This window comes from Cobetia sp. Ld8 (assembly GCF_045066615.1).
GTDB classification, from domain to species: Bacteria; Pseudomonadota; Gammaproteobacteria; order Pseudomonadales; family Halomonadaceae; genus Cobetia; species Cobetia amphilecti.
Genome location: NZ_JBISHF010000008.1, coordinates 393069 through 416518, shown reverse-complemented (window position 1 = coordinate 416518; position 23450 = coordinate 393069). Strand labels below are relative to the sequence as shown.

General features: G+C 65.0%; 22 protein-coding genes. 19 read left to right on the top strand and 3 right to left on the bottom strand.

Translation table 11 applies throughout. The features are described from left to right. Window positions 1-1119 carry a S49 family peptidase gene (locus ACJJV2_RS12720; RefSeq protein ID WP_405281394.1) on the top strand — a complete coding sequence of 373 codons (1119 nt, stop codon included), beginning with the start codon at window positions 1-3 and terminating at the stop codon, window positions 1117-1119. 63 nt (window positions 1120-1182) lie between these two features. Here the strand turns inward: ACJJV2_RS12720 and ACJJV2_RS12715 are convergent, their stop codons facing one another. After that, a complete protein-coding gene (locus ACJJV2_RS12715; protein WP_405281391.1) occupies window positions 1183-1779 on the bottom strand; it encodes a Maf family protein in 597 nt (198 codons plus the stop codon). 258 nt (window positions 1780-2037) lie between these two features. Between ACJJV2_RS12715 and ACJJV2_RS12710 the strand changes: the two genes are divergently transcribed. The 16 genes from ACJJV2_RS12710 (at window position 2038) to ACJJV2_RS12635 (ending at window position 17724) form a co-directional block, all read left to right on the top strand. After that, entirely contained in the window at window positions 2038-2568 is a 531-nt protein-coding gene (locus ACJJV2_RS12710; protein WP_107335333.1) for a YceD family protein, read from the top strand. Between the two features lie 33 nt (window positions 2569-2601). After that, window positions 2602-2772, top strand: a complete 171-nt coding sequence (gene rpmF, locus ACJJV2_RS12705) for a 50S ribosomal protein L32 (RefSeq protein WP_065392644.1) — start codon at window positions 2602-2604, stop codon at window positions 2770-2772. Between the two features lie 29 nt (window positions 2773-2801). Next, a complete protein-coding gene (plsX, locus tag ACJJV2_RS12700; RefSeq protein ID WP_405281386.1) occupies window positions 2802-3824 on the top strand; it encodes a phosphate acyltransferase PlsX in 1023 nt (340 codons plus the stop codon). Window positions 3825-4111: 287 nt separating this feature from the next. Beyond that, window positions 4112-5074: an ACP S-malonyltransferase gene (gene fabD, locus ACJJV2_RS12695; protein WP_043331894.1), complete on the top strand. Its 963-nt coding sequence runs from the start codon at window positions 4112-4114 to the stop codon at window positions 5072-5074. A gap of 60 nt (window positions 5075-5134) precedes the next feature. After that, on the top strand, window positions 5135-5878 hold the full coding sequence (gene fabG / locus ACJJV2_RS12690; protein WP_043331893.1) for a 3-oxoacyl-ACP reductase FabG: 744 nt from the start codon (window positions 5135-5137) through the stop codon (window positions 5876-5878). A 100-nt stretch (window positions 5879-5978) separates the two neighbouring features. Then, the gene (gene acpP / locus ACJJV2_RS12685) at window positions 5979-6212 is read left to right on the top strand and encodes an acyl carrier protein (RefSeq protein WP_024950601.1); all 234 of its coding nucleotides are present in this window, start codon (window positions 5979-5981) and stop codon (window positions 6210-6212) included. A 339-nt stretch (window positions 6213-6551) separates the two neighbouring features. Continuing rightward, window positions 6552-7796, top strand: coding sequence for a beta-ketoacyl-ACP synthase II (gene fabF, locus ACJJV2_RS12680; protein ID WP_405281381.1), 1245 nt, complete (start codon window positions 6552-6554; stop codon window positions 7794-7796). 118 nt (window positions 7797-7914) lie between these two features. Next, window positions 7915-8805, top strand: a complete 891-nt coding sequence (gene pabC, locus ACJJV2_RS12675; protein ID WP_405281378.1) for an aminodeoxychorismate lyase — start codon at window positions 7915-7917, stop codon at window positions 8803-8805. A gap of 72 nt (window positions 8806-8877) precedes the next feature. Then, complete coding sequence (gene mltG / locus ACJJV2_RS12670; protein ID WP_405281375.1) at window positions 8878-9879, top strand: endolytic transglycosylase MltG; 1002 nt, start codon at window positions 8878-8880, stop codon at window positions 9877-9879. 99 nt (window positions 9880-9978) lie between these two features. Continuing rightward, window positions 9979-10728 carry a dTMP kinase gene (gene tmk, locus ACJJV2_RS12665; protein ID WP_084589254.1) on the top strand — a complete coding sequence of 250 codons (750 nt, stop codon included), beginning with the start codon at window positions 9979-9981 and terminating at the stop codon, window positions 10726-10728. Further along, window positions 10725-11750 carry a DNA polymerase III subunit delta' gene (locus ACJJV2_RS12660; protein ID WP_405281371.1) on the top strand — a complete coding sequence of 342 codons (1026 nt, stop codon included), beginning with the start codon at window positions 10725-10727 and terminating at the stop codon, window positions 11748-11750. Before tmk ends, ACJJV2_RS12660 begins: the two co-directional genes overlap by 4 nt. A 278-nt stretch (window positions 11751-12028) precedes the next feature. After that, window positions 12029-12379 carry a PilZ domain-containing protein gene (locus tag ACJJV2_RS12655; protein ID WP_043331891.1) on the top strand — a complete coding sequence of 117 codons (351 nt, stop codon included), beginning with the start codon at window positions 12029-12031 and terminating at the stop codon, window positions 12377-12379. Between the two features lie 110 nt (window positions 12380-12489). Continuing rightward, the gene (locus tag ACJJV2_RS12650) at window positions 12490-13323 is read left to right on the top strand and encodes a TatD family hydrolase (protein ID WP_405281368.1); all 834 of its coding nucleotides are present in this window, start codon (window positions 12490-12492) and stop codon (window positions 13321-13323) included. A 42-nt stretch (window positions 13324-13365) separates the two neighbouring features. Then, complete coding sequence (locus tag ACJJV2_RS12645) at window positions 13366-13995, top strand: DUF1285 domain-containing protein (protein WP_405281365.1); 630 nt, start codon at window positions 13366-13368, stop codon at window positions 13993-13995. 106 nt (window positions 13996-14101) lie between these two features. Further along, on the top strand, window positions 14102-16651 hold the full coding sequence (locus tag ACJJV2_RS12640) for an ATP-dependent helicase (protein WP_405281362.1): 2550 nt from the start codon (window positions 14102-14104) through the stop codon (window positions 16649-16651). Between the two features lie 131 nt (window positions 16652-16782). After that, the gene (locus ACJJV2_RS12635; protein WP_405281359.1) at window positions 16783-17724 is read left to right on the top strand and encodes a sulfurtransferase; all 942 of its coding nucleotides are present in this window, start codon (window positions 16783-16785) and stop codon (window positions 17722-17724) included. 116 nt (window positions 17725-17840) lie between these two features. On the opposite strand, the gene ACJJV2_RS12630 is transcribed toward ACJJV2_RS12635, so the two are convergent. Both ACJJV2_RS12630 and ACJJV2_RS12625 read right to left on the bottom strand, forming a co-directional pair. Further along, window positions 17841-19076 (bottom strand): dicarboxylate/amino acid:cation symporter, encoded by a 1236-nt coding sequence (locus ACJJV2_RS12630; protein ID WP_405281356.1) that lies wholly within the window; start codon window positions 19074-19076, stop codon window positions 17841-17843. Between the two features lie 227 nt (window positions 19077-19303). After that, a complete protein-coding gene (locus ACJJV2_RS12625) occupies window positions 19304-20947 on the bottom strand; it encodes an electron transfer flavoprotein-ubiquinone oxidoreductase (RefSeq protein WP_405281353.1) in 1644 nt (547 codons plus the stop codon). A gap of 593 nt (window positions 20948-21540) precedes the next feature. Between ACJJV2_RS12625 and ACJJV2_RS12620 the strand changes: the two genes are divergently transcribed. Continuing rightward, complete coding sequence (locus ACJJV2_RS12620) at window positions 21541-22293, top strand: electron transfer flavoprotein subunit beta/FixA family protein (RefSeq protein WP_405281351.1); 753 nt, start codon at window positions 21541-21543, stop codon at window positions 22291-22293. Then, complete coding sequence (locus ACJJV2_RS12615; protein WP_043331885.1) at window positions 22290-23216, top strand: electron transfer flavoprotein subunit alpha/FixB family protein; 927 nt, start codon at window positions 22290-22292, stop codon at window positions 23214-23216. The genes ACJJV2_RS12620 and ACJJV2_RS12615 overlap by 4 nt, the downstream gene beginning before the upstream one ends. Window positions 23217-23450 lie beyond the last annotated feature (234 nt).

The window sequence follows — 23450 nt, the reverse complement described above, 5'->3', positions numbered from 1 at the left end:
ATGAGTGATAGGCCGCAGGATCCCTGGCGTGAAGGCGCGGGTGGCAAGGACGAGAGCGAAGCGGGCTTGAGCGGGCCGGGCATGAGTGGGCAGGGCATGAGTGGGCAGGGCATGAGTGGACAGGGCGCGGCGGCTGCCTCCGAGCGAGAGGTGGACTGGCAGGCGCGCGAGCGCACCGCGCAGCTCGAGATGATGGACCGCTGGGTGCAGGGCGTGGTCACCGAGCAGCGTCGTTCGCGGCGCTGGAAGCTGTTCTTCCGCTTCCTGTTCGCGTTGCTGTTCATCGCCTCGATCGCGACCTCGGTGACCCTGTTCACGCTCGGCAGCCAGCCAGCGGCGCTGCCCGGCGAGCAGCATCTGGGCGTGGTGCGCGTGAAGGGCGTGATCGAAGCGGACGGTGAAGCCAATGCCGAGCGCATCATCAAGGGGCTGCGCGCGGCCTGGGAGTCACCGGCCTCCGTGGCGGTGGTGCTCGACATCAACTCGCCCGGTGGCAGCCCGGTGCAGTCCCAGCGAGTCTATGACGAGCTGATGCGGCTGCGCGAGCGGGGCGACAAGCCGGTGATCGCGGTGATCGAAGACCTGGGCGCCAGTGGTGCCTATTACATGGCGGCCGGCGCTGGCGAGATCATCGCGGCACCCTCGAGCCTGGTGGGCTCCATCGGCGTGATTTCCTCAAGCTTCGGGCTCAAGGGGCCGATGGAGAAGCTGGATATCGAGCGTCGCGTGTTCACGGCGGGAGACAACAAGGCGTTTCTTGATCCGTTCTCGGAAATCTCGCCGGACCAGCGTGCCTTCTGGCAGAGCGTGCTGGCCACGACGCACCAGCAGTTCATCGCGGCGGTCAAGGCCGGGCGTGGTGAGCGCCTCAAGGATGACCCCGAGCTGTTCTCGGGGCTGATCTGGACCGGCGAGCAAGCCCGGGGGCTGGGGCTGGTCGATCGTACCGGTACGCTGGAAGAGCTGGCGGCGGAGCTGACGCCAGAGGCGGAGCTGCACGATTACACGCCGCGTCAGGACCCCTTCGAGCGCTTCACGCGGCGCTTCGCCGGTGTGATGGCCAGTGCGATGGGGCTCGAGACGACGGTGTCGCCGGTCAGCTACCGTCTGCCCTGGTAGACGAGCCAGGGCCGCAGCCCTCGTCGCTCAGGGCTGCGGTGTCTCTCAGGGGCGCGGTGCCATTCAGGAGCGCGGTGCATCCAGCAGAGGGTCGACGCCTGCCTCGCGCAGCAGTTCGCACAGGCGAATCAGCGGCAGGCCGATCAGGCTGTTGGGGTCACGCCCCTCGAGACGCTCGAAGAGCGTGATGCCGAGTCCTTCCATGCGGAAGCTGCCGGCGCTGTCGAGGGGGCGTTCGCGCTCGACGTAGCGTTCGATCTCGGCGCTGGTCAGGGAGCGGAAGACGACCTCGTAGTCTTCATGACAGACCCAGTGACGCGCGGACCGGGTGTCGATCAGCGCCAGGCCGGTCACGAAGCGCACGCGACGTCCGGAGAAGCGTGCCAGCTGGGCGCGTGCGGCTGGCAGATCCGCCGGCTTGCCCAGTATCTCGCCCTCGAAGACGGCGACCTGATCGCTGCCGATGATCAGGTGGTGGGAGTAGGCGTCCACCACGGCGTTGGCCTTGCCGAGTGCCAGACGATGGACCAGTGTCTCGGCACTTTCTTCGCGCCGCGGCGTCTCATCGACACTGGGGGCTTTCCAGGTGAAGGGCAGCCCGAGGCGTTCAAGCAGTTCACGACGCCAGCGTGAGCTGGACGCCAGGACCAGTGGAGTCATCATGGCTCTCCCGTCGGGGCGCGTTGCGGGCATTGGCTGGGCGGCGCGCGGCAAGTAATTGAAAAACAAGGGCTGCAGGATGCCGTAAATCCTCTCGGCATTGAAGCGTCAGGCGCGTACAATCGCGCGCTGGACGTGTAGCCCAGTGTCAGTTGCCGCATATCGACGTGAAAGCGTGATGGTGAGGGGGCTGGCAAAAGCAACAAGTTGCTCATGCATTTTGACACCGGGAGGGGGAATCCCTATTATGGCGCGCCTATGTTGACCACAAGACTGCCGACCAAGGTCGAGCCCTACCGGCTGGCGTCAGCGGGTAAACGCCTTGAAGGCGTGATTCCACTGGCGAACATGCCCCGTGTTGTTGAGGCCATCGGTGCTCAGGAAGGGGACGTCAGCGTCTCCATGACCTTTGACATCGACACTCAACGTCGCAGCTTCATCGAAGGCTCCATCGCCTTCGAGGCAAGTCTGCTATGTCAGCGTTGTCTGGGACCCACCGAACCGGAGCCGCTTTCCAGCGAGTTCCTGTTGGGTCTGGTGACCAGCGATGCGCTGGCGGCGCAGCTGCCCGGTGAGTACGAGCCGGTAGTGGTGGAAAACGAACAGCTGGATCTCCTGACAGTGATCGAGGATGAAGTGCTCCTGGTCCTGCCGCAGGTGGTCTACCACGAGGAGGCCGATTGTGCCGTCTCTCGCGACCAGCTGGCCAGCGGTGTGGAACCCGAGGCCTCGGACGCACCCGCTGTGAATCCATTCAGTGTGCTTCGCACCCTGAAGGACAAGCACTGAACTCAATTTGTCGACAAGATTGGAGTAATCCCCATGGCAGTTCAGCAGAACCGCAAAACTCGTTCCAAGCGTGGCATGCGTCGTAGCCACGATGCCCTGACTGCACCGACCCTGTCCCAGGACAAGGAAACCGGTACAGTTCACCTGCGTCACCACGTCTCTGCCGACGGTTTCTACCGTGGCCGCAAAGTCGTTGATGCATAAGGCATTGATGCAGCGCGCGGCGTAACGCCGTGCGTATCGCCATCGATACGATGGGCGGGGACTTCGGTCCCCGCGCTACGTTACGGGGCACGGCCAGTGCGCTGTTGCGAGACTCGCAACTCAGCGCCATCCTGGTCGGCCCGCAGCATCTACTGGATGCCGAGTTAGACTCCCTCCCTGCTTCACTCTCCCGTGTTCGTGATCGCCTTCAGACACTCGCTGTCGACGGCATTGTCGCGTCTGATGCTCGCCCGTCCCGCGTCTTGCGCAGTCGCGAGCCCAGCAGCATGTCTCAGGCCCTGGGCCTGGTGGCGAAGGGCCAGGCGGATGCCTGTGTCAGTGCCGGCAATACCGGCGCCTTGATGGCGCTGGGCATGCGCGAAGTGGGAAGGGTGAAAGGGGTGGAGCGACCTGCCATCTGTGCCGCGGTGCCCACGCGCGGCGCGCGCGCCTGCAGCCTGCTGGATCTCGGCGCCAACGTCGATGTCGCACCGCACCATCTGCTGGCGTTCGCCCGCATGGGCGCGATGCGCAGCCGCCTCATCGACGCGGTCGAGCGTCCACGAGTGGGGCTGCTCAACGTGGGGGTCGAGTCGGTCAAGGGGACTGCGCAGGTGCAGGAAGCGCACGCCCTGCTGGCTGGCAGCGAGTTGGATTTCGACTACCTTGGCTTTGTCGAGGGCGGCGACCTCTTCTCCGGCAAGGTAGATGTGGTGGTCTGTGACGGCTTCGTCGGCAATGTCGTGCTCAAGAGCAGTGAAGGGCTCGCGCAGATGCTGTCGGCGCAGCTGGGGGCAACCCTGGCGGCCAGCTGGCGCACGCGCCTGATGGCCTGGCTGGCGCGCCCGGCGCTGACACGGCTCTCGCGTGAACTGGACCCGGTGCGCTACAACGGCGCCAGCCTGCTGGGCCTGGCAAGCGTGGTGGTGAAGAGCCACGGCGGCGCGGCGGCGGAAGGCTTTGCCTTTGCCGTCACGCGGGCGGCCAGCGAGGCTCGCGAGCAGTTGCCCTCGCGCCTGGCGCAGGCCCTGGAAGGCACATACTCACGCTGAATGAGTAAATTGGTCTGATTTGTTCCTGTTGGGGTCGAGCTTCGGCGCACACGGTGCGACAATGCCAGCGCTTCGCGGCCGGGCGGTGAAGGCGGACGGGAATCAGGGGCGGGCAGCCCCCACAGGAAGCCCCCGCAGGACAGCAGCATGACGTAAATGACAGGAAGCAGGCTTTCCCCTGGCAGAAGCGTGAGACACGGCAGTGGTCGTCTCGCTTGCGAGCCAGTGGAAATCGGGTTTCTTGACCCGTGTCAGTCCCACCTGAACAGATGGAAATGGTGACAGCAATGACAGATTCCCTGGCCCTCATCTTCCCGGGACAGGGCTCCCAGCAGGTCGGCATGCTGCGGGAGCTGGCGGAGCGCTATAGCGTGGTCCGCACCACCTTCGAGGAAGCCTCTGACGCGCTGGGGCGCGATCTCTGGCACCTGACACAGGAAGGCCCGGCGGAGGAGCTCAATCGTACCGAGCTGACCCAGCCGGCGCTTCTGACCGCCAGTGTCGCCATCTGGCGCGTCTGGCAGGAGCTGGAAGGCCCGCGCCCGGCGCGCATGGCCGGTCACTCCCTGGGTGAATACAGCGCCATGGTCTGCGCTGGCGTGATCGGTTTCGCCGAGGGCGTCAAGCTGGTCAATCTGCGCGGCGAAGCCATGCAGACTGCCGTGCCGCAGGGCCAGGGCGCGATGGCGGCCATTCTCGGGCTCGAGAATGCCCAGGTCGAAGCCGCCTGTGCCAGTGCGGCACAGGGTGAAGTGGTCGCGGCAGTCAACTACAATGCGCCGGGACAGGTCGTCATCGCCGGTGGCACCGCTGCCGTCGAGCGTGCCATCGCGGCATGTCAGGAAGCGGGTGCCAAGCGCGCCATGCCGCTGCCGGTGTCGGTGCCGTCGCATTGTGATCTGATGCGTCCGGCGGCCGACAAGCTGGCCGAGGCGATGAATGCCATCGATTTCCGTGCGCCGCGCTATACCGTCATCCAGAATGTCGATGCCAAGGCGCATGACGATGTCGAGACTCTGCGTCAGCGTCTGATCGAGCAGCTCTATCAGCCGGTGCGCTGGACCGATTGCGTCAATGCCATGTTCGACAGTGGCGCGCGCAGCTTCATCGAATGCGGCCCGGGCAAGGTGTTGACCGGCCTTGGCAAGCGCATTCAGCGTCAGGCACGTGGCCTGGCCGTGAATGATCCGGATAGCCTGGAAGCGGCGCTGGAACTTGCCCGCGAGACCGCTGCCGAACAGAATCAGTAAGCTCGTGGCTGGCCCATCTGGCCGGCCATGTGACTTGGATCAGCCAACTCAGGACTCAAGATGACGAGCGAACGCAGAATCGCACTGGTGACCGGTGCCAGTCGTGGCATCGGCCAAGCCATCTCCCGTGAACTCGGCCGTCAGGGCCGTATCGTGATCGGTACTGCCACCAGCGAGAAAGGGGCAGCGGCCATCGGCGCTGACCTCGAGGCGCACGGTATCGAAGGCGCGGGCATGTTGCTCAACGTCACCGATCAGGCCAGCGTCGACGCCGTGCTCAAGGAAATCGGCGAGCGCTTCGGCGCCCCGACCATCCTGGTCAACAATGCCGGCATCACGCGTGACAACCTGTTGATGCGTTTGAAGGAAGACGATTGGGACGCGGTGCTCGACACCAATCTCAAGTCGGTCTTCCGTGTCAGCAAGAGCTGCCTGCGCGGCATGACCAAGGCGCGCTTCGGCCGCATCGTCAACATCTCGTCCGTGGTCGCGACCATGGGCAACCTCGGTCAGGTCAACTATGCTGCCGCCAAGGCAGGCATGGAAGGCTTTGCCCGCTCGCTGGCGCGCGAAGTCGCGTCACGCAATATTACCGTCAACTCAGTGGCGCCTGGCTTCATTGCCACTGACATGACTGAAGCATTGCCGGAAGCGCAGCACGAAGCGTTGCTCGGCAACATCCCGCTGGCGCGCCTTGGCCAGCCGGAAGAGATTGCTGCGGCAGTCGGCTTCCTGACCAGTGATGCAGCAGGCTACATTACCGGTGAGACGTTGCAGGTGAACGGTGGCATGAACATGCGCTGAACCCCACGCAGGGACGTGGTTGCGTCCTTTTGGGGTGGCCTATAAACTACGCCCAGCTTTTTCGAGCTGCGGATTCCGTACCACTAGGAGTGATTGTTAAATGAGCACCATTGAAGAACGCGTCAAGAAGGTTGTGGCTGAGCGCCTGAACGCCAAAGAAGAAGAAATCCAGAACTCTTCCTCTTTCACTGAAGACCTGGGCGCCGATTCCCTGGACACCGTCGAGCTGGTGATGGCTCTTGAAGAGGAATTCGATACTGAAATTCCTGACGAAGAAGCAGAGAAGATCACCACCGTGCAGGAAGCTATCGATTACATCGTCAACCACCAGTAAGGTGTGTTGAAGCGATCACGGAGCAACCTGTTGCTCATGGTCGTGATGCAATTGTCTGTACGTTCAAGAGCCGCACTGTTCCTCAGTGCGGCTCTTGTCGTTCAGGCATGTGCTGCGCAATGCTGCGCCGACAGGGCGCGTATTGCATGGTGGTAGGCGGTGGGCTTCGTGACAAATGTCCCCTTGTGGCAAGTGTCGGAATTCCTTCGTGAAAGTGGCCAGAAAAGCGCTTGAAAACCGACTGCCCACGCATGGCCAGGTTTCTGTATAATGCGCTCAATTACCGTCCGGGCGTCCATGGCCCTGGCGTGCCAATTCGATAGTTTTGGAGGAGACACGATGCCTCGCAGAAGGGTAGTGGTAACAGGTCTTGGCCTGGTAACCCCGGTCGGGAATACCGTCGAGGAAAGCTGGAGCAACATCAAGGCGGGCAAGAGTGGCATCGCGGCCATCGAGCATTTCGATGTCAGCGGTTTCAATACCCGTTTCGGTGGCTCCATCAAGGGCTTCGATGTGGGTCAGTACCTGAACCCGAAAGAGGCCCGCAAGATGGACCTCTTCATCCAATACGGTATCGCGGCGGCCCACCAGGCCATCACCGACTCCGGCATTGAATGCACCGAAGACAACGCCGAGCGCATCGGTGTCGCCATCGGTTCCGGTATCGGCGGCCTGCCGATGATCGAGCACAACCACAAGGCGCTGGAGAAGGGCGGTGCGCGTCGCATCTCGCCGTTCTTCGTGCCGGGCTCCATCATCAACATGATCTCCGGTAATCTGGCGATTCAGTTCGGTTATCGTGGTCCGAACATCGCGATCACCACCGCCTGTACCACCGGGACGCACAACATCGGTTACAGCGCACGTACCATCGCCTATGGCGATGCCGACGTGATGGTGGCCGGTGGTGCCGAGATGGCGACCACGCCGCTGGGTCTGGGTGGCTTCTCCGCAGCGCGTGCGCTGTCGACCCGCAACGATGATCCGCAGGCGGCCAGCCGTCCGTGGGACCGTGACCGCGATGGCTTCGTGCTGTCCGACGGCGCCGGTGTCGTCGTGCTGGAAGAGTACGAGCACGCCAAGGCGCGTGGCGCGACCATCTACGCCGAGGTGCTCGGGTTCGGCATGTCCGACGACGCTCACCACATGACGGCGCCGCCGGAAGACGGCCGTGGTGCGGCCGCCGCGATGCGCAACGCCATCCGTGACGCCAAGCTCGAGCCGAGCCAGATCGACTACATCAATGCCCACGGCACCTCCACCAATGCCGGCGACAAGGCGGAAAGCCTCGCCGTCGAGTCGGTGCTGGGTGACGCGGCACGTGATGTGGCGGTCAGCTCCACCAAGTCGATGATCGGTCACCTGCTGGGCGCTGCCGGCGCGGTCGAGGCCGTGTTCTGCGTGCTGGCGATGCGTGACCAGATCGCGCCGCCGACCATCAACCTGGACAACCCGGCCGAGGGCTGCAATCTCGATTACGTGCCGAACGTCGCACGTGACATGAAGATCGAGTACACCCTGTCCAACTCGTTCGGCTTCGGTGGTACCAACGGCTCGCTGGTGTTCGGCAAGCTCAAGGACTGATCACACGCTTTCGTGTTCTCTCTCCTCAGACGCGCTCCCATCCGGGGGCGCGTTTGTCTGTGGGGCGTCACCTGCTTCGTGTGTCGTGTCCGCAACCGTTCTCTGGAGGGCTGTATCGATGACGACTGATGCCTCTGGCAGCAAGAGCTCAGATGACCGGGCCTCTGATGAAAGGAGCGCTTGTGACAAGCGCTCTCTTGCGGCGCTCGCCGCCGATCTGCCCAGTGATGACCGTGGCCTCGCCTATGGCGAGGGCGTGTTCGAGACGATTCTGGTGCGTGAGGGCCAGCCGCAGCTGTGGTCCTGGCACGAGGCGCGCCTGACGCGCGGTTGTCAGCGGCTGGGAATTGCGGCGCCTTCGTCAGCTGAGCTGGCGGGCTGTCTGACAGTCTGCCAGGGCGAGGGGCTTGAAGTGCTCAAGCTGATCGTCACCGGCGGCTCCGGCGGTCGGGGCTACAGGGCGCCTGAGTCACCGGAGACGCGCTTGCGGGCACGCGCGACGCCTTTTGCGGTCAATCAACAGTCGCGCCGTGGCATCACGGCGCGGGTCTGTGAGCTGCGAGTGGCCGAGCAACCGGCACTGGCGGGGCTCAAGCACCTCAATCGGCTCGAGAACGTGCTGGCGCGCCGCGAGTGGAGCGACACGGCGATCAGCGAGGGCCTGTTGCTCAATGCGCAGGGCGAACTGATCGAGGCCACCAGCATGAATCTGGCCTGGTATCGTGACGGGCGCTGGTTCACGCCGTGTCTTGATCGTGCCGGTGTCGAGGGCACGCTGCTGGCGGCGCTTGAGGCCGAGATGGCGTTCGAGCGAGTCCGTGAGGGGCTTGAGTCACTCGTGTGGGCCGAGCGGGTCGTCGTCATGAATTCCGTGCAGGGCGTCTGGCCGCTGTGCACCCTGCTCAAGCCTGATGGCGAGATTCTGGCTGAGTGGAAGGATGAGGCGCATCCGGCGCTGGACGAGTTGAATCACACTGTCGCGCGCTTGCTGGGCGAGCCCGCGAACTGACGGAAGACGACGAGCGTCAGCAGGCATGCCTGTGCGGTCGTCGCCTTCGCCATGAAGACTGGAAACCTGATTATGCGAGTGTTCAAGATCCTCCTGATGCTGGTAGTGCTGGCCGTGGCTGCGGGTGTGGTGGGCTTCCGTTATTGGCAGGCGCAGTTGCTGTCACCGTTGGCGATCGAGAAGGAACAGCTGTTCGAGGTGCCCAAGGGCGCCAGCCTGACCAGGGTCGTGGGCGAGCTCGAGTCACAGGGCATCATCGAGGCGAGCTGGCCGTACAAGGTGTGGTCGCGCCTCGAGCCTGAGGCCGTCAATGGCCTGCGCGCCGGTGAATTCCGTCTCACGCCGGGCTTGAACGGCCGTGAGCTGGTGGCGCTGCTGTCCAGTGACGAGGTGGTCAGCTATACCTTGACCGTGCCGGAGGGCTGGACCTTCGCCCAGATGCGCACTGCCATGGATGCCTCGCCCAAGCTTGAGCACACGACTCGCGACATGAGCGATGAAGAGTTGATGGCGGCCGTCGGTGCAGAGGGCGAGAAGCCGGAAGGTCGCTTCTTCCCGGACACCTACCGCTATCACAAGGGCGTCAGCGACCTCTCGCTCTACAAGCAGGCCTATAGCCGCATGAGCAAGACGCTGGAGGAAGTCTGGGCCGGGCGTGACGACGACCTGCCGATCACCAGCGCCTACGAAGCGCTGATCATGGCGTCACTGATCGAGCGCGAGACCGGCGCGCCGGAAGAGCGCGACGAGATCGCCGGCGTCTTCAAGCGTCGCATGGAGCGTGGCATGCGCCTGCAGACTGACCCGACCGTCATCTATGGCCTGGGCAAGGACTATGATGGCTCGCTGTCGCGTGCCGACCTGCGCAAGCCGACGCCCTGGAATACCTACGTGATCACCGGCTTGCCGCCGACGCCGATCGCGATGCCCGGGCGCGCCGCGCTGGAAGCGGCGGTGCATCCCAAGGAAGGCGATACCTACTACTTCGTCGCCAAGGGTGAGGGCAAGCATCACTTCTCGCGCACGCTGCGCGAGCACAACAATGCCGTGCGCCGTTATATTCTCAATCGGTAATGCGTGGCGAATGAGCTGAAACCCGTGTGGCGAACAGGGGCTACCATGCTGCACGGGGCTTTCGTCGCGAGTCATCTGCTGTCTGAATCAGGAAACATCATGTCTTCACGTCCGAGCGCATCAAGCACGACGTCTTCTCGCCACGCCGCCAGCGCGGCGGCCACTCAGGCTTCGCCCGCTGGTCGCTTCATCACGCTGGAAGGCGGTGAAGGCGTCGGCAAGAGCACCAATGTCGCCTTCGTGGTCGCCGAGCTCGAGGCGCATGGCCTCGAGGTCGTGCGCACGCGTGAGCCGGGTGGCAGCGAGCGAGCGGAAGCCATTCGCCAGTTGCTGCTGGACCCGGCGCCGGCCGAGTCGCTGAGTGATGATGCCGAACTTCTGCTGATGTTCGCCGCGCGTGCCCAGCATCTGGCCGCGACCATTCGCCCGGCGTTGGCCCGCGGTGCCTGGGTGGTGTGCGATCGTTTCACCGACGCGACCTTTGCCTACCAGGGCGGTGGCCGCAACCTGCCGCTGGCCGATATCTCGGCGTTGGAATCCCTGGTGCAGAAAGGCTTGCAGCCGGACCTGACCCTGCTGCTGGACATGCCGGTCGAGGCGGCACGTGGCCGCCTGGCCGCTCGCCGCGCCGAGACCGGTGAAGGCGCCGACCGCATCGAGCAGGAAGCCGAGCAGTTCTTCGAGGCGGTGCGTGTCGGCTATCACATGCGTCGTGACGCCGACCCCGAGCGCTTTGCCACCATCGATGCCGGTCAGTCGCTTGAAGCCGTGCAAGCCGATATCGCGGCGGTGCTGGCGGCTCGCGTGGCGGCCTGGCAGGCGAACACTCCCACGGATGAGCAGCCATGAGTGCATCAGACGTCAGTAGTGGTGTCACGCTTTCGAGCTTCTCGCCGCTGCCGTGGCAGCATTCGCTGTGGCAACACTTCACCGCGGTACACGACAATGGTCGCCTGCCGCATGCGGTGATGCTCAGCGGGCCGTCGGGGCTTGGCAAGCATGAGCTGGCCGATGCGATGATCGCCCGCGTGCTGTGTCGCACCGCCCAGGGCAAGCCCGGCGTGGCGGCCTGTGGTGAATGTCATGGCTGTCATATGCTGGCGGCGGGGCATCACCCTGATCTGATGGCGGTCGCGCCGCAGGATGTCGGCAAGATGATCCGCATCGACCCGATCCGAGAGGTCAACCGCTTCGTCTCCCAGACGGCCCAGCAGGGTGGTTACCGCGTCATCCGTCTGCAACCGGCGGAGTCGATGAACATCGCCTCGGCCAACGCCTTGCTCAAGAGCCTCGAGGAACCCGGCGCCAATACGCTGTTCATTCTGCTCAGCGACATGCCGTCACGGGTGCTGCCGACCATTCGCTCGCGCTGTCAGCAATGGCCGCTGGTGATTCCGCCCGCCGAAGAGAGCCTGCCGTGGCTAACGCAGCAGCTGGGCGAGGATGCTCAGGCTCTGCTGCGCATGGCGGGCGGACTGCCGCAGCTGGCGGTGCGTCTTGGCGAGGCGGAGCAGCGTCAGCTGCGTCAGGCCTTGCGCGAGCTGTTCGATGCGCTGGTGCGCGGTGGCGAGCCGGTGGCCGAGGCGTGGCGACTGGAGCGCCAACCGCTGGCGCAGGTGCTGTGGTACGGTATTGCCTGGCTGGAAGACCTGATTCGCATGGGCCTGTCCGGCAACGCCAGCGACCTGCGTGACCCCAGTCTTGAGCCGCTGCTGAGACAGGCGGTCAAGAACGGGCGCACCCAGGACTGGTTCAAGCTGCTGGATTTCGCCCGCGAGCAGCGCCGTCTGCTGGCCGCGGGCGGCAACCCCAACCCTCAGCTGGTGCTGGAAGCCTGGCTGGTGCGTTGGGCCGCCTTGCTGCGCTCCTGAATGCGCAGCTGGCTTTTTCTGGCGTGATGGCCCGAGTGAAGCACTGAGCGAAGAGCTGAGGAAGGTTATGAGCAAAGGTCCGCGTGGAAAGCCACGAGGCTGCGCGAGGCAAGGCGGGCAGGCTAGACTGAAGCCAGCCAGGCCGCTTGCTCGCCCTGCGTCAGATAACAGCAGGCAATGGCCGAAGAATACGCATTGATACGCAGCGTGAGCCCTCATGTGAGCGCTGACGCTCGTCACGGGACTGCATGTGCCGGGAGACCGGCCGGAGGTGAAGGATGGATACCGCTCCACAGCAAGGTCAGAAGGCGCTCTCGCTGACCATTCGTGATCAGAAGACCCTGTTGGCCGCCTACATGTCGACCCTCGTGCGCGGCGGCATCTTCGTGCCGACCACCGAGCGCTACACCATGGGCCAGGAAGTCTATCTGCTGCTGACCCTGCCTGAGGAATCCGAGCGCATTCCGGTCACCGGGCGCGTGGTATGGATTTCCCCGCAGGGCGTCAGTGGCCGGCGCACTGCCGGGATCGGCATCCACTTCAGTGAAGAGGACCGCCAGGTGCGTGACCATATCGAGAACCACCTGGCCGGCATGCTCGGCAAGGGTCACGCGACCTATACGCTGTAGCGCGAGCGCAGCGTCGTTTCATCATCTCGACCGGCAGTGCCATGGGCGCCCGCCGGTCGAGCACGTTTTTCGCCGCGCAGCGCGTGGCCATCAGTAGTGAGAGTTTCCGGATGTTTGTCGATTCGCATTGCCACCTTGATCGTCTGAAACTGGAAGAGCACGGCGGCAGCCTCGAGGCTGTGCTGGACGCCGCGCGCGCCCGTCACGTGCACCAGTTCCTCGCCATTGCCGTCACGCTCGACGATGTGCCCGAGATCTCGGCCATCGCCCAGCAGCATGAGGATGTGGTGATTTCCGCCGGTGTGCATCCGCTGCACCAGGTCGACCCGGAACCCACGGTCGAGGACATCAAGAAGTGCGCCGAGCGCTTCGGCGCGGTGGCCATCGGCGAGACCGGCCTCGACTATCACTACGAGAGCGTCAGCCGCGAGCTGCAGTACGAGCGCTTCACGCGTCATCTGATCGCCGCGCGTGAGCTCGAGCTGCCGGTGATCATCCACACCCGTGAGGCGCGCGAAGACACCCTGGCGCTGATCAAGCAGCACACGGACCCCGCTGTCGGTGGCGTGCTGCACTGCTTCACCGAAGATCTCGACATGGCGCGCGTCGCGGTGGGCCACGGCTTCATGGTCTCCATCTCCGGTATCGTCACCTTCCGCAACGCCGAACACGTCCGCGAGCTGGCGCGCGCCATCCCGCTGGACCGCCTGCTGATCGAGACCGACAGCCCCTATCTGGCGCCGGTGCCGTACCGTGGCACCTCCAATGTGCCGGGCAATGTGGTCGAGGTCGCCGAATGCATCGCCGCCGAGCGCGGCATCACCGTCGATGAGCTGGCGATGCAGACCACCGCCAACTTCTATCGCCTGCTCCGCGCCGCCGCGCCGGAAGCGCCGGACAACGTTCGCGAAGCGCTGGCCAGCAGCGGTATGCTCATCGATTGAGCGTGGCACCCCGCATGATCTGACCACCAGGGAGGGAACGTCATGAATCCAGCCGCCATCCTCACTCAGCTGGGCGACAAGGCCACCAGCGGCAAGGCATTGCCGCCGGTGGATCAATGGCACCCGGCGCATTGTGGCGAGATGGACCTCGTCATCTGCGCCGACGGGCGCTGGATACACGAGGGCACGCCCATCGGCCGTGCGCGACTGGTGCACATGCTGTCGCGTGTCCTGCGCCGCGAGCCCGATGGCAGCTACTGCCTGGTCACGCCGGCGGAAAAGGTCACCATCCAGGTCGAGGACCGCCCCTTCCTGGCGGTGGACTGCTCCCGCGTCGAGAGCGATTCTGCGCCGGCTGAGCTCGGTCAGCCAGAGCCAGGACAGGCAGAGCCTCAGCCGGACGTCTGGCAGCTGGTCACCGATCAGGGCGATGTCGTGCGACTGGAAGGGGAGACCTGCCTGACGCTGAGCGAGACGCCGGACGGCCTGTGGCTACCGGAAGTGCCGGTGCGCTTCGGTCTTGCCGCGCGCCTGCACCGCAACCTCTACTATCGGCTGCTCGAGAGCGCCGAGACGCATGAACAGGAAGACGGCAGCCTGACACTCGGCTTCATGAGCGGCGGGCGCTTCCAGATTCTGGGACAGCTGGCGGCCGATGAGGTCGAGGTCTGAACCTGTCTGAGCGTGTCTGAACTTGCCGCCTTCTGCTCTCTCTTCCGTATGCCCCTCGCGTTCTGCTTCGCTCCTTTTCTCTCGCCGTCAGCCATTGCAGGTCTTCATGTCGTCACCACTTCCTCCCATCGAGCCCGACAGCACCGCAACCTCCGGGCCAGATGTTGCAGCATCGCCACTGGCGCTGGCCGTCGATCAGCTGACGCAACGGCTGACGGATCAGCAGTGCGCCGTGGTGGCGCATCGTGGGAGGCATGCGCGGGTAGCGGCGGTGGCGGGGTCGGGCAAGACCACCACGCTGGTGGCGCGGGTGCTGAGTCTGCTGGCGGAAGGCATTCCGGCGCAGCGGATTCTGGTGCTGATGTTCAACCGCTCGGCGCGTGAGGACTTCGTCGCCAAGCTGGCGCAGTCGGCCCCGCCGGGCACACGGCTGCCCGACATTCGCACCTTCCACTCCATCGGCCATCGCCTGACCACCACCCTGGTGCGCTGGGGCAGCCTCGAGCCGCGTGAACTCATCCAGCAGGACTGGGCGCTGGAGCGTCTGCTCAAGCAGGCCGCCCAGCGTGCGCTGGGCGATGCCGATCGCGCCGATCGTGAGGCAGCGCTCGAGGGCGAGCGCCTCGAAGCGCTCGCCCAGTTCTGTGATCTGGTCAAGGCCGAGATGTGCGAGCCGACGCTGCTGTATGAGCGCATGAATCTCGGCGAGCACACCGGCCACTTCGTCGAGTCCTTCGCTCAGCTTGAGCAGCTGCTCGAGCAGTACGGTCAGATGACCTATGCCGATCTGCTCTACCGGCCGCTGCGCCAGCTGGAGAAGGAGCCCGAGACCCGCGCGCGCATCCAGGGGCATCTGCAGCACGTCATCATCGATGAGTATCAGGACATCAATGAGGCGCAGCAGCGCATGCTGGCACTGCTGGCGGGTGCGCCATCCGGCGAGGCCTCGCCCGATCAAGCTGCCTCGCCCGGCGAAGCGTCGCCCGCAGCCTCCGGCGCCATGGCAGAAGTCATGGCCGTGGGGGATGCCAACCAGTGCATCTACGAGTGGCGTGGCGCGCGGCCTGACTACATGCTGACGCGCTTTGCCGAGAGCTTTGCCGCGCCGCTGGATTTCCCGCTCAGCTACACCTTCCGCCACGGTCATCGTCTGGCGCTGGCGGCCAATCACGCCATCGCCGCCAATGCGCGCCGTCCGGACCAGCTGTGTCTGGCTGCGCCCGGCACGCCGGCGACGCGCTTGTTCGAAGGCCAGGGTGCCGCCAGTCTGGTCGCGGCGCTCACGGCCTGGCGAGAGTCGGGACGCAGTGGCGCCGAGGCCGCCGTGCTGGTGCGCAGCTGGGCGCTGTCGGTGCCGGTGCAGTTGCAGCTGCTCAAGGCCGGCATTCCCTTCCGGTTGGGGCAGGGGGATCGCTTCGTGTTCCGCCTGCCGCTGGTGCAGGCGCTGGCGGGCTATCTGGAGCTGGCGCGTGATGCCACGCGTCTGCGCGACCCGACGCACCTGCTACTGCTGTTCACCCAGCCCACCGCCTTCGTCGCGCGCGAGCGCCTCGAGCGTCTGTGTCAGCAACTGGCCGACAGCCAGCGCTGGCCACGCAAGGAGGACCCTATCCTCGAGGGGCTCAAGCCGCTGCAACGCCGCAATCTGCACAAGCGCTGGAAGCTGTTGTGCGATCTGCCCTCGCTGGGCGATTGGGCACCTGCGCGACTGCTGCGCCATGTGGTCGATGAGCTGGAGGCCGACAAGGTGCTGCGCCGCGCCGCGGCCCGGCGTGACAAGGGCGAGGAGGATGTGCGCCTGCTGGATGTGCTGATCGAGCAGGCAGGGGAACTGGCCAATGACCCCGACGCCTTCATCAATCTGCTGCGCAATCCGGTCGAGGACGCCGCCGACGGCGTGCTGATCACCACGGTGCACGGGGCCAAGGGGCTGGAGTGGCCGCTGGTGGGGCTGTGGGGCATGAACGAGGAAGACTTCCCGGCCTACTCGCGTGACAACCCGCTGTCGCCGGAGCGCCTCGAGGAGGAGCGACGCCTGTGCTACGTCGGCGTGACGCGTGCTCGCGAGCAGCTGCACCTGTGGCGTGACGGCGGCACGCATACGCCAAGCCGCTTCCTGGCCGAGCTGTGCGTGGAGGATTGCACCCGCCTCGGTGACTGGATTCACGGTGCCGGCAAGCGTGCCAAGCTCGCCCGTCTGCAGGCCGAGTACGGCGATGAGGACGCCCGCGAGTCAGCGACCGACAACGACGAGCGGCTGCGTGTGGCGGCGCCGGCGCTTGGCGAGGCCTATCTGGCGCGACTGCCTCTGGCACGTCACGGCATCACACCGCCGACGCTGGAAGCGCTGCCGAAGAAGGTCGCCAAGTCCCCGGGCAAGCCGGCCAGCAAGTCGGCTGCGCAAGGCCAGTCCAGCTCGGGCGGCACCTATGCTCGCGGCGCTCGACAGGGCAATCGCACTCCACGCGGCGAGCCGGCGGTGCTGCGACGCGTCGGTGATTGGGAAGTCGGTCAGCGCTTGCGTCACGAGAGCTTCGGGGAGGGGGTAATCGAAGAGGTCTCGGGCAATGAGGCCAATCCGCTGATCGAGGTGCGCTTCGCCGATGGCAACAAGCGCCGCCTGATCGCCACGCGTGCCCCGCTGACAGCCTTGTGACCCTTGTGACCCTTGTGACCCTTGTGACAATGGACTTGAGATTCGGGCGACAAGGCAGCGCGATTGCCAAGCCTTGCGCCGAGCACCATCATGCCTGCAGCGCATCTTCGTCTGCCCGAAAAGGAGTTCCCATGGCTCAGTATCCTGATCCTGCCGCATTGGCGGCAGCCTCCGTCTCCGCCTCATCGCTGTTGGTGCCGGACCAGCGCCAGGCGCCCCTGATCGATGCCAGTCAGCTGGTGACCCAGCTGGCGATGGCGGGCCTCAAGTCGCCCGTGGTGCTGGATTGCCGTGCGCGTCTCGACGATGGGGAAGCCGGCGAGCGCCTGTGGCGTGAAGGCCATCTGCCCGGGGCCATCCATGTCGATATGGACCGCGATCTCTCGGTCGCCGTGCGCGAGGACGGCGTGGGCGGGCGGCATCCGCTGCCGTCACATCAGGCGACGGCCGAGCTGTTCCGCCGCCTCGGCATCACGCCCGAGCAGCAGGTGGTGGTTTATGACGACATGGGCGGGCAGATGGCGGCGGCGCGGCTGTGGTGGATGCTGACCTGGGCCGGGCATCCGGATGTGCGGGTGCTGGATGGCGGCATCCAGGCCTGGAATCAGGCCATGGGCGAGCTCAAGCGTGCGCCTGCCCAACCGGTGAGCCCCACACCCAGCGACTGGCAGCCGAGCTTTGATGACAGCCTGCTGGTCAGCGCCCAGGAGGTGGCCGCCACGGATGACAGCTTGCTGGATGCCCGCGGCGAGGCGCGTTTTCGCGGTGAGCAGGAGCCGGTCGATCCGGTGGCAGGCCATATTCCCGGGGCATTCTGCCGGCCGACCCCCAGCAATCTGGAAGCCAATGGCCGCTTCAAGGACCGCATGAGCCTGATGCGTGAGCTGCGCAGTCTGCTGCCGGCGCAGGGTGAGGTGATCGCCTATTGCGGTTCCGGCATCAGCGCCTGCCAGAACATCCTGGCCTTCGCGATCGCGGGGCTGCCGCTGCCGCGCCTGTATGCCGGCTCCTGGAGCGACTGGATCAGTGATCCCGCGCGCCCGGTTGCCGCCGGTGAGGCCAGCGAGAAGTAGCCGCACGCGCTAGCGCGATGACTGCCTTTCAGACATGACAACGCCCGCCAGAGGTTTCTCTGGCGGGCGTTGTCGTCTGTGGGGCGTTTTGCCTGACTCTTTGCGTGCGTGCGTGCTTACGCTTGCGACTTGGGCTCAGCAGCGGGCTTGCGCGAATCAAAGCGCTCCAGCAGGGCGGCGTTGGCGCAGTTGCCCATCACGTTGAGGGCGGTGCGCAGGCCATCGGTGAAGCGGTCCACCCCGGCGACCACGGCCACGCCTTCCAGCGGCAGCCCTGCCGCGCCCAGCACGGTGGTCATCGCGACCAGCCCCGCACCCGGCACGCCAGCCGTCGAGAAGCTGACCAGCAGACCGGTGGTGAACACGGTGATCACCAGCGAGGTGGTGACATCGATGCCGAACAGCTGGGCCACGAACAGCGCATTGAAGCCCTGCAGCACGGCGGCGCCGTCACGCTTGAGCGCCGTGCCGAAGGGCAGCGCGAAGCTGGCCAGGGATTCATTCATGCCGTAGTCGCGGGCATTGCCCAGCGCCAGCGGCAGGGTCGCGCCGGAACTTGCGGTACCGAAGGCGAAGCCCAAGCTCTGGCCGAAATGGCGCACGAAGGCCAGCGGGCGGGCACCGGTGACGGCCAGCAGCACCAGATAGAGCAGTGCCATCAGCGCCAGCGCGATGATCAGGCCGATCACGTACATGCCCAGGCGCATCAGCAGGTCCAGCCCCTGGGTGGCGATCACCGAGGTGATCAGCGCGAAGACCCCCACCGGCGCCAGCTTGAGCACGAAGGACAGCACCTTGAGGCTGACGGTGTAACCGCTCTCGATCACGCGATGCAGCGGCGCGCTTTCCTCCGGCAGGGCGCGCATCGCCAGCCCGATCAGGGCGGCCGCGAAGATGACCTGCAGCAGGCCGCCGCCGCCCAGTGCGGTGAAGGGGTTGTTGGGCACCAGGCCCACCAGCCACTGGGCGATGCTGTCGGCGTTGCGGCCTTCAGGTGCTGAATCCACCAGACTCTCGGCGCCGCTGCCCGGCGTCAACCAATGCGCGACCAGCATGCCCAGTGTCAGCGCCACGGCGCTGGTGACCACGTAACTGCCCAGCAGGCGCCCGGCATGGCGACCGACATCGGCGCCGCCTTCGCGGTTGGTCAGGCTCATGATCAGGGCGCCGAACACCATCGGCACCACCACGAATTGCAGCAGGCGCAGGAAGATCTGGCCCACCGGCGTCAGCAGGTGGCTGTCGAGCCAGGCGACGCTGCCCTCGGGCAGAGCGCCTGCCCCGGCGTTCAGGGCAAGGCCGCTGAGAATGCCCAGCCCCAGGGCGAGCAGTATCTGGCGTGTGACGGACATGGTGGCTCCGAAGCGATGGCGTGAGTCTGAATTCGAGGGAGGCTAATGTGCTACCGGGAAGCTGTTATATCAACAATCGCTTTGAGATTTTTTTGGAATAACACAAGAAGCGCCCGTGGGGCGCAAGGCGTCCGCAGGCGCGGCGCTGGGAGATGAGGAGAGCCAGACACGACAATGCCGCCACGGCAGGGCCGCGGCGGCATTGTCAGCTGGCGGGCAGCAGAGGCTTACATATTGGGATAGTTGGGGCCACCACCGCCTTCCGGCGCGACCCAGGTGATGTTCTGCGCCGGGTCCTTGATGTCACAGGTCTTGCAGTGCACGCAGTTCTGGAAGTTGATCTGGAACTGCGGCTCACCGGCCTCCTCGACGATCTCGTAGACACCGGCCGGGCAGTAGCGCTGGGCGGGCTCGGCGTAGCGCGGCAGGTTGTCACGCACCGGCAGTTCCGGGTCGGACAGGCGCAGGTGACACGGCTGGTCTTCCTCGTGATTGGTGTTGGAGAGGAAGACCGAGGACAGCTTGTCGAAGGACAGCTTGCCGTCCGGCTTGGGGTACTCGATCTTCGTGCATTCAGCCGCCGGGCGCATGCGCGCGTAGTCCGGCGTGGTGTCATGCAGGGTCGGCAGGCGGCCGCCTGTCAGCTGGTCGAGGAAGTTGTAGGCGCCGCCGAGGAAGGAGCCGTACTTGTGCATGGCCGGGCCGAAGCTGCGCGAGGCGTCCAGTTCCTCATAGGCCCAGCTGTCCTTGAAGCGCTTGCCGAAGTCGACCAGGTCTTCACCGCCTTCGTCGCCGCCCTTGATGGCGTCGAACACGCTTTCCGCCGCCAGCATGCCGGACTTCATCGCGGTGTGCAGACCCTTGATCTTGGCGAAGTTGAGGGTGCCGGCGTCACAGCCGATCAGCAGGCCGCCCGGGAAGCTCATCTTGGGCAGGCAGTTGAGGCCGCCCTTGGCGATGGCGCGCGCCCCGTAGGAGACCCGCTTGCCGCCCTCGAGATGGCGGGCCAGGGTCGGGTGCTGCTTCATGCGCTGGAATTCATCGAAGGGCGACAGGTACGGATTGTCGTAGGCGAGATCGACGATCAGGCCCACCACCACCTGCTGGTCATCGGTGTGATAGAGGAAGAAGCCGCCTTCGGCGTTGCCCTTGAGCGGCCAGCCGCTGCCGTGCACCACCAGTCCTGGCTGATGCTGTTCGGCGGGCACATCCCACAGCTCCTTCAAGCCGATGCCGTAGTGCTGGGCATCCGCTTCGCTGTCGAGCGAGAAACGCGAGATCAGCTGCTTGCCCAGGTGGCCACGGCAGCCCTCGGCGAACAGGGTGTACTTGCCGCGCAGTTCCATGCCCGGCATGTGGCCATCCTTCTCGCTGCCATCGGCGGCCACGCCCATGTCACCGACCACGATGCCGCGCACCGTGCCATCTTCACCATGCAGCACTTCCTGGGCGGCGAAGCCCGGGAAGATCTCGACGCCCAGCTCCTCGGCCTGCTCGCCCAGCCAGCGCGTCAGGTTGCCGGCGCTGATGATGTAGTTGCCGTCGTTGTGCATGGTCCTGGGGACCAGTGCATTGGGGATGACCTGCGCTTTCTGGTCATCCTTGAGCAGCACGACCTCGTCACGGGTGACGGCCGTCTTGAGCGGTGCGCCGCGTTCGGCCCAGTCGGGGAACAGCTCGGTCAGTGCACGCGGTTCGAGCACGGCGCCGGACAGGATGTGCGCGCCGACTTCAGAACCTTTCTCGACCACGCAGACCGTCAGCTCCTTCTCGGCCGCGTTGGCCTGCTGCATCAGTCGGCAGGCCGCCGCCAGGCCGGAAGGGCCGGCACCGACGATGACCACGTCGAAATCCATGAATTCGCGTTCCATGACCCGTCTCCTCAATCTTTGCGCCGTCAGGGCCCCGCGGATCCGGCGGGGCGGGCGTGTCACGAACGACCATGGCCGTTCGCTGGGCAGTGAACCTCCGACGTGGCGTGCGTCAGGGCACGACTCGTCGGAGTGAAAATAGGGGTGCGACTCACGCTGGTACGCCATGTCCTGCACGGACGATCGGCCGCTCGACACAAGGCGCTGGCGCGAAGCAGCCGCATAGCATGCCGCAACAGTAGCATTTAAAACGACCGTTTGTTTATTATGCTTGGGTCTGACGTAATAGCCACCGGGGGCGTTGCAGGAAATCGCCCGATGGGTTTCACGCTCGGGCGTGTTGAGAGTGATTGTCAGGTTTGACCCCGGCAACCAATTCTGCGCAAGATGCCCGCATGAGAATGGCGGCGCCCGGAGAGTGAAAACCACGCCGGTCTGGCTGACTTCATCCGTCGGGGGCCAGCGGATATCGTGGCGAGACACTTGTCATCACGGTCATCTGTGGAAGATATTCACCTATCAAACGCTTGCATGAATCGAGCGCTGGCGGCCTCACGGTCACTGGTACTCCATGAGAAATCAGCGAGGACACCATGAAAGTACTCGTCGCGGTGAAACGCGTCATCGATTACAACGTCAAGATTCGCGTCAAGGCTGACCAGTCTGACGTCGATCTGACCAACGTCAAGATGGCCATGAACCCCTTCTGCGAGATCGCCGTGGAAGAAGCGGTGCGCCTGAAGGAAAAGGGTGTGGCGACCGAAGTCGTGGCCGTCACCATCGGCCCGAAGGCCGCCCAGGAACAGCTGCGTACCGCGCTGGCGCTGGGTGCCGATCGCGCCGTACAGGTGATGACCGATGACGCCGTCGACTCGCTGGCCGTGGCCAAGCTGCTGGCCAGGGTGGTCGAGGAAGAACAGCCCGGCCTGGTGATTCTCGGCAAGCAGTCCATCGATGCCGACAACAACCAGACTGGTCAGATGCTGGCGGCACTCACCGGCATGGGGCAGGGCACCTTCGCCTCCGAGGTGGTGGTCGATGGCGAGAGCGTCAACGTCACCCGCGAGATCGATGGCGGCCTGCAGACCGTCAAGCTGAACCTGCCGGCGGTGGTTACCACTGACCTGCGCCTCAACGAGCCGCGCTACGCCAAGCTGCCGGACATCATGAAGGCCAAGAAGAAGCCGCTGGATGTGAAGACGCCGGAAGAGCTGGGTGTCTCCACGGCCTCCAAGGTGTCGCTGGTCAAGGTCACGCCGCCGGCCGAGCGTCAGGGCGGCATCAAGGTCGGCTCCGTCGATGAGCTGGTGGACAAACTCAAGAACGAAGCAAAGGTGATCTCATGAGCATTCTCGTCATTGCCGATCATCATGATGGCCAGCTGACCAGCAGCACCGCGAGTGTCGTGGCAGCCGCAACCGCCATCGGTGGCGATATCGATGTGCTGGTCGCCGGTGAGGGTGTAGGCGCCGTCGCCGAGCAGGCCGCCAGGCTTGCCGGCATCGCGCGTGTGCGTGTCGCCGACAATGCCGTCTACGCCCATCAGCTGGCCGAGAACCTGTCGGCACTGGTCGTGGCGCTGGCCGATGACTACAGCCATGTGCTGTCCAGCGCCTCCACCACCGCCAAGAACTTCATGCCGCGTGTCGCGGCACTGAAGGACGTGGCGCAGATCTCCGAGATCATCGCCGTCGAGAGCGCCGATACCTTCCAGCGCCCGATCTACGCCGGCAACGCCATCGCCACCGTCAAGAGCGACGATGTGCTCAAGGTCATCACCGTGCGTGCCACCGGCTTCGATCCGGTCGCGCTCGACGGACAGGCGGCCATCGAGGCCGTGGACGTGGTCGAGGATGCAGGTGTCTCGAGCTTCGTCGAGGAAACCCTGGCCGAAAGCGAGCGCCCCGAGCTTGGCTCCGCCAAGGTGGTGATCTCCGGTGGCCGCGGCATGGGCAACGGTGAGAACTTCGCGCTGCTCAACGGTATCGCCGACAAGCTGGGCGCCGCCATCGGTGCCTCTCGCGCAGCGGTCGACGCCGGCTTCGTGCCCAACGACATGCAGGTCGGCCAGACCGGCAAGATCGTCGCGCCGGACCTCTACATCGCCGTCGGCATCTCCGGGGCGATCCAGCACCTGGCGGGCATGAAGGACTCCAAGGTCATCGTCGCGATCAACAAGGACGACGAAGCGCCGATCTTCCAGGTCGCGGATTACGGCCTGGTCGGCGATCTGTTCGAGGTACTGCCGGAGCTGGAAGGCAAGCTCTGAGCAACGCCCCGCAAGGCTGAGGCCGAGACACCGCAAGGTGCCCTGGCCAATCAACGCGACCCGCTTCGGCGGGTCGCGTTTTTTTGTGTCTGCGGGCAAGGGTAGGGGCGAGGGCAGGGGAGAAAGCGTTAGGAGAAAAGTGCAACGCTGCATTGCAGGTTTCAGGGCCTGCTGATGAGGCAGAGCGAGGCAAGATCAATTGATAATTGTTCTTGTTTGTAATACCGTCCATGC

Bases quoted from the DNA above. Each gene is read 5' to 3' on its own strand.
- ACJJV2_RS12635 (WP_405281359.1), top strand. From the start codon at position 16,783: ATGGCTCAGTATCCTGATCCTGCCGCATTGGCGGCAGCCTCCGTCTCC.
- fabG (WP_043331893.1), top strand. From the start codon at position 5,135: ATGACGAGCGAACGCAGAATCGCACTGGTGACCGGTGCCAGTCGTGGC.
- pabC (WP_405281378.1), top strand. From the start codon at position 7,915: ATGACGACTGATGCCTCTGGCAGCAAGAGCTCAGATGACCGGGCCTCT.
- mltG (WP_405281375.1), top strand. From the start codon at position 8,878: ATGCGAGTGTTCAAGATCCTCCTGATGCTGGTAGTGCTGGCCGTGGCT.
- rpmF (WP_065392644.1), top strand. From the start codon at position 2,602: ATGGCAGTTCAGCAGAACCGCAAAACTCGTTCCAAGCGTGGCATGCGT.
- ACJJV2_RS12660 (WP_405281371.1), top strand. From the start codon at position 10,725: ATGAGTGCATCAGACGTCAGTAGTGGTGTCACGCTTTCGAGCTTCTCG.
- ACJJV2_RS12720 (WP_405281394.1), top strand. From the start codon at position 1: ATGAGTGATAGGCCGCAGGATCCCTGGCGTGAAGGCGCGGGTGGCAAG.
- ACJJV2_RS12645 (WP_405281365.1), top strand. From the start codon at position 13,366: ATGAATCCAGCCGCCATCCTCACTCAGCTGGGCGACAAGGCCACCAGC.
- ACJJV2_RS12640 (WP_405281362.1), top strand. From the start codon at position 14,102: ATGTCGTCACCACTTCCTCCCATCGAGCCCGACAGCACCGCAACCTCC.
- tmk (WP_084589254.1), top strand. From the start codon at position 9,979: ATGTCTTCACGTCCGAGCGCATCAAGCACGACGTCTTCTCGCCACGCC.
- acpP (WP_024950601.1), top strand. From the start codon at position 5,979: ATGAGCACCATTGAAGAACGCGTCAAGAAGGTTGTGGCTGAGCGCCTG.
- ACJJV2_RS12625 (WP_405281353.1), bottom strand. From the start codon at position 20,947: ATGGAACGCGAATTCATGGATTTCGACGTGGTCATCGTCGGTGCCGGC.
- ACJJV2_RS12620 (WP_405281351.1), top strand. From the start codon at position 21,541: ATGAAAGTACTCGTCGCGGTGAAACGCGTCATCGATTACAACGTCAAG.
- fabD (WP_043331894.1), top strand. From the start codon at position 4,112: ATGACAGATTCCCTGGCCCTCATCTTCCCGGGACAGGGCTCCCAGCAG.
- ACJJV2_RS12710 (WP_107335333.1), top strand. From the start codon at position 2,038: ATGTTGACCACAAGACTGCCGACCAAGGTCGAGCCCTACCGGCTGGCG.
- ACJJV2_RS12655 (WP_043331891.1), top strand. From the start codon at position 12,029: ATGGATACCGCTCCACAGCAAGGTCAGAAGGCGCTCTCGCTGACCATT.
- ACJJV2_RS12715 (WP_405281391.1), bottom strand. From the start codon at position 1,779: ATGACTCCACTGGTCCTGGCGTCCAGCTCACGCTGGCGTCGTGAACTG.
- ACJJV2_RS12630 (WP_405281356.1), bottom strand. From the start codon at position 19,076: ATGTCCGTCACACGCCAGATACTGCTCGCCCTGGGGCTGGGCATTCTC.
- ACJJV2_RS12615 (WP_043331885.1), top strand. From the start codon at position 22,290: ATGAGCATTCTCGTCATTGCCGATCATCATGATGGCCAGCTGACCAGC.
- ACJJV2_RS12650 (WP_405281368.1), top strand. From the start codon at position 12,490: ATGTTTGTCGATTCGCATTGCCACCTTGATCGTCTGAAACTGGAAGAG.
- fabF (WP_405281381.1), top strand. From the start codon at position 6,552: ATGCCTCGCAGAAGGGTAGTGGTAACAGGTCTTGGCCTGGTAACCCCG.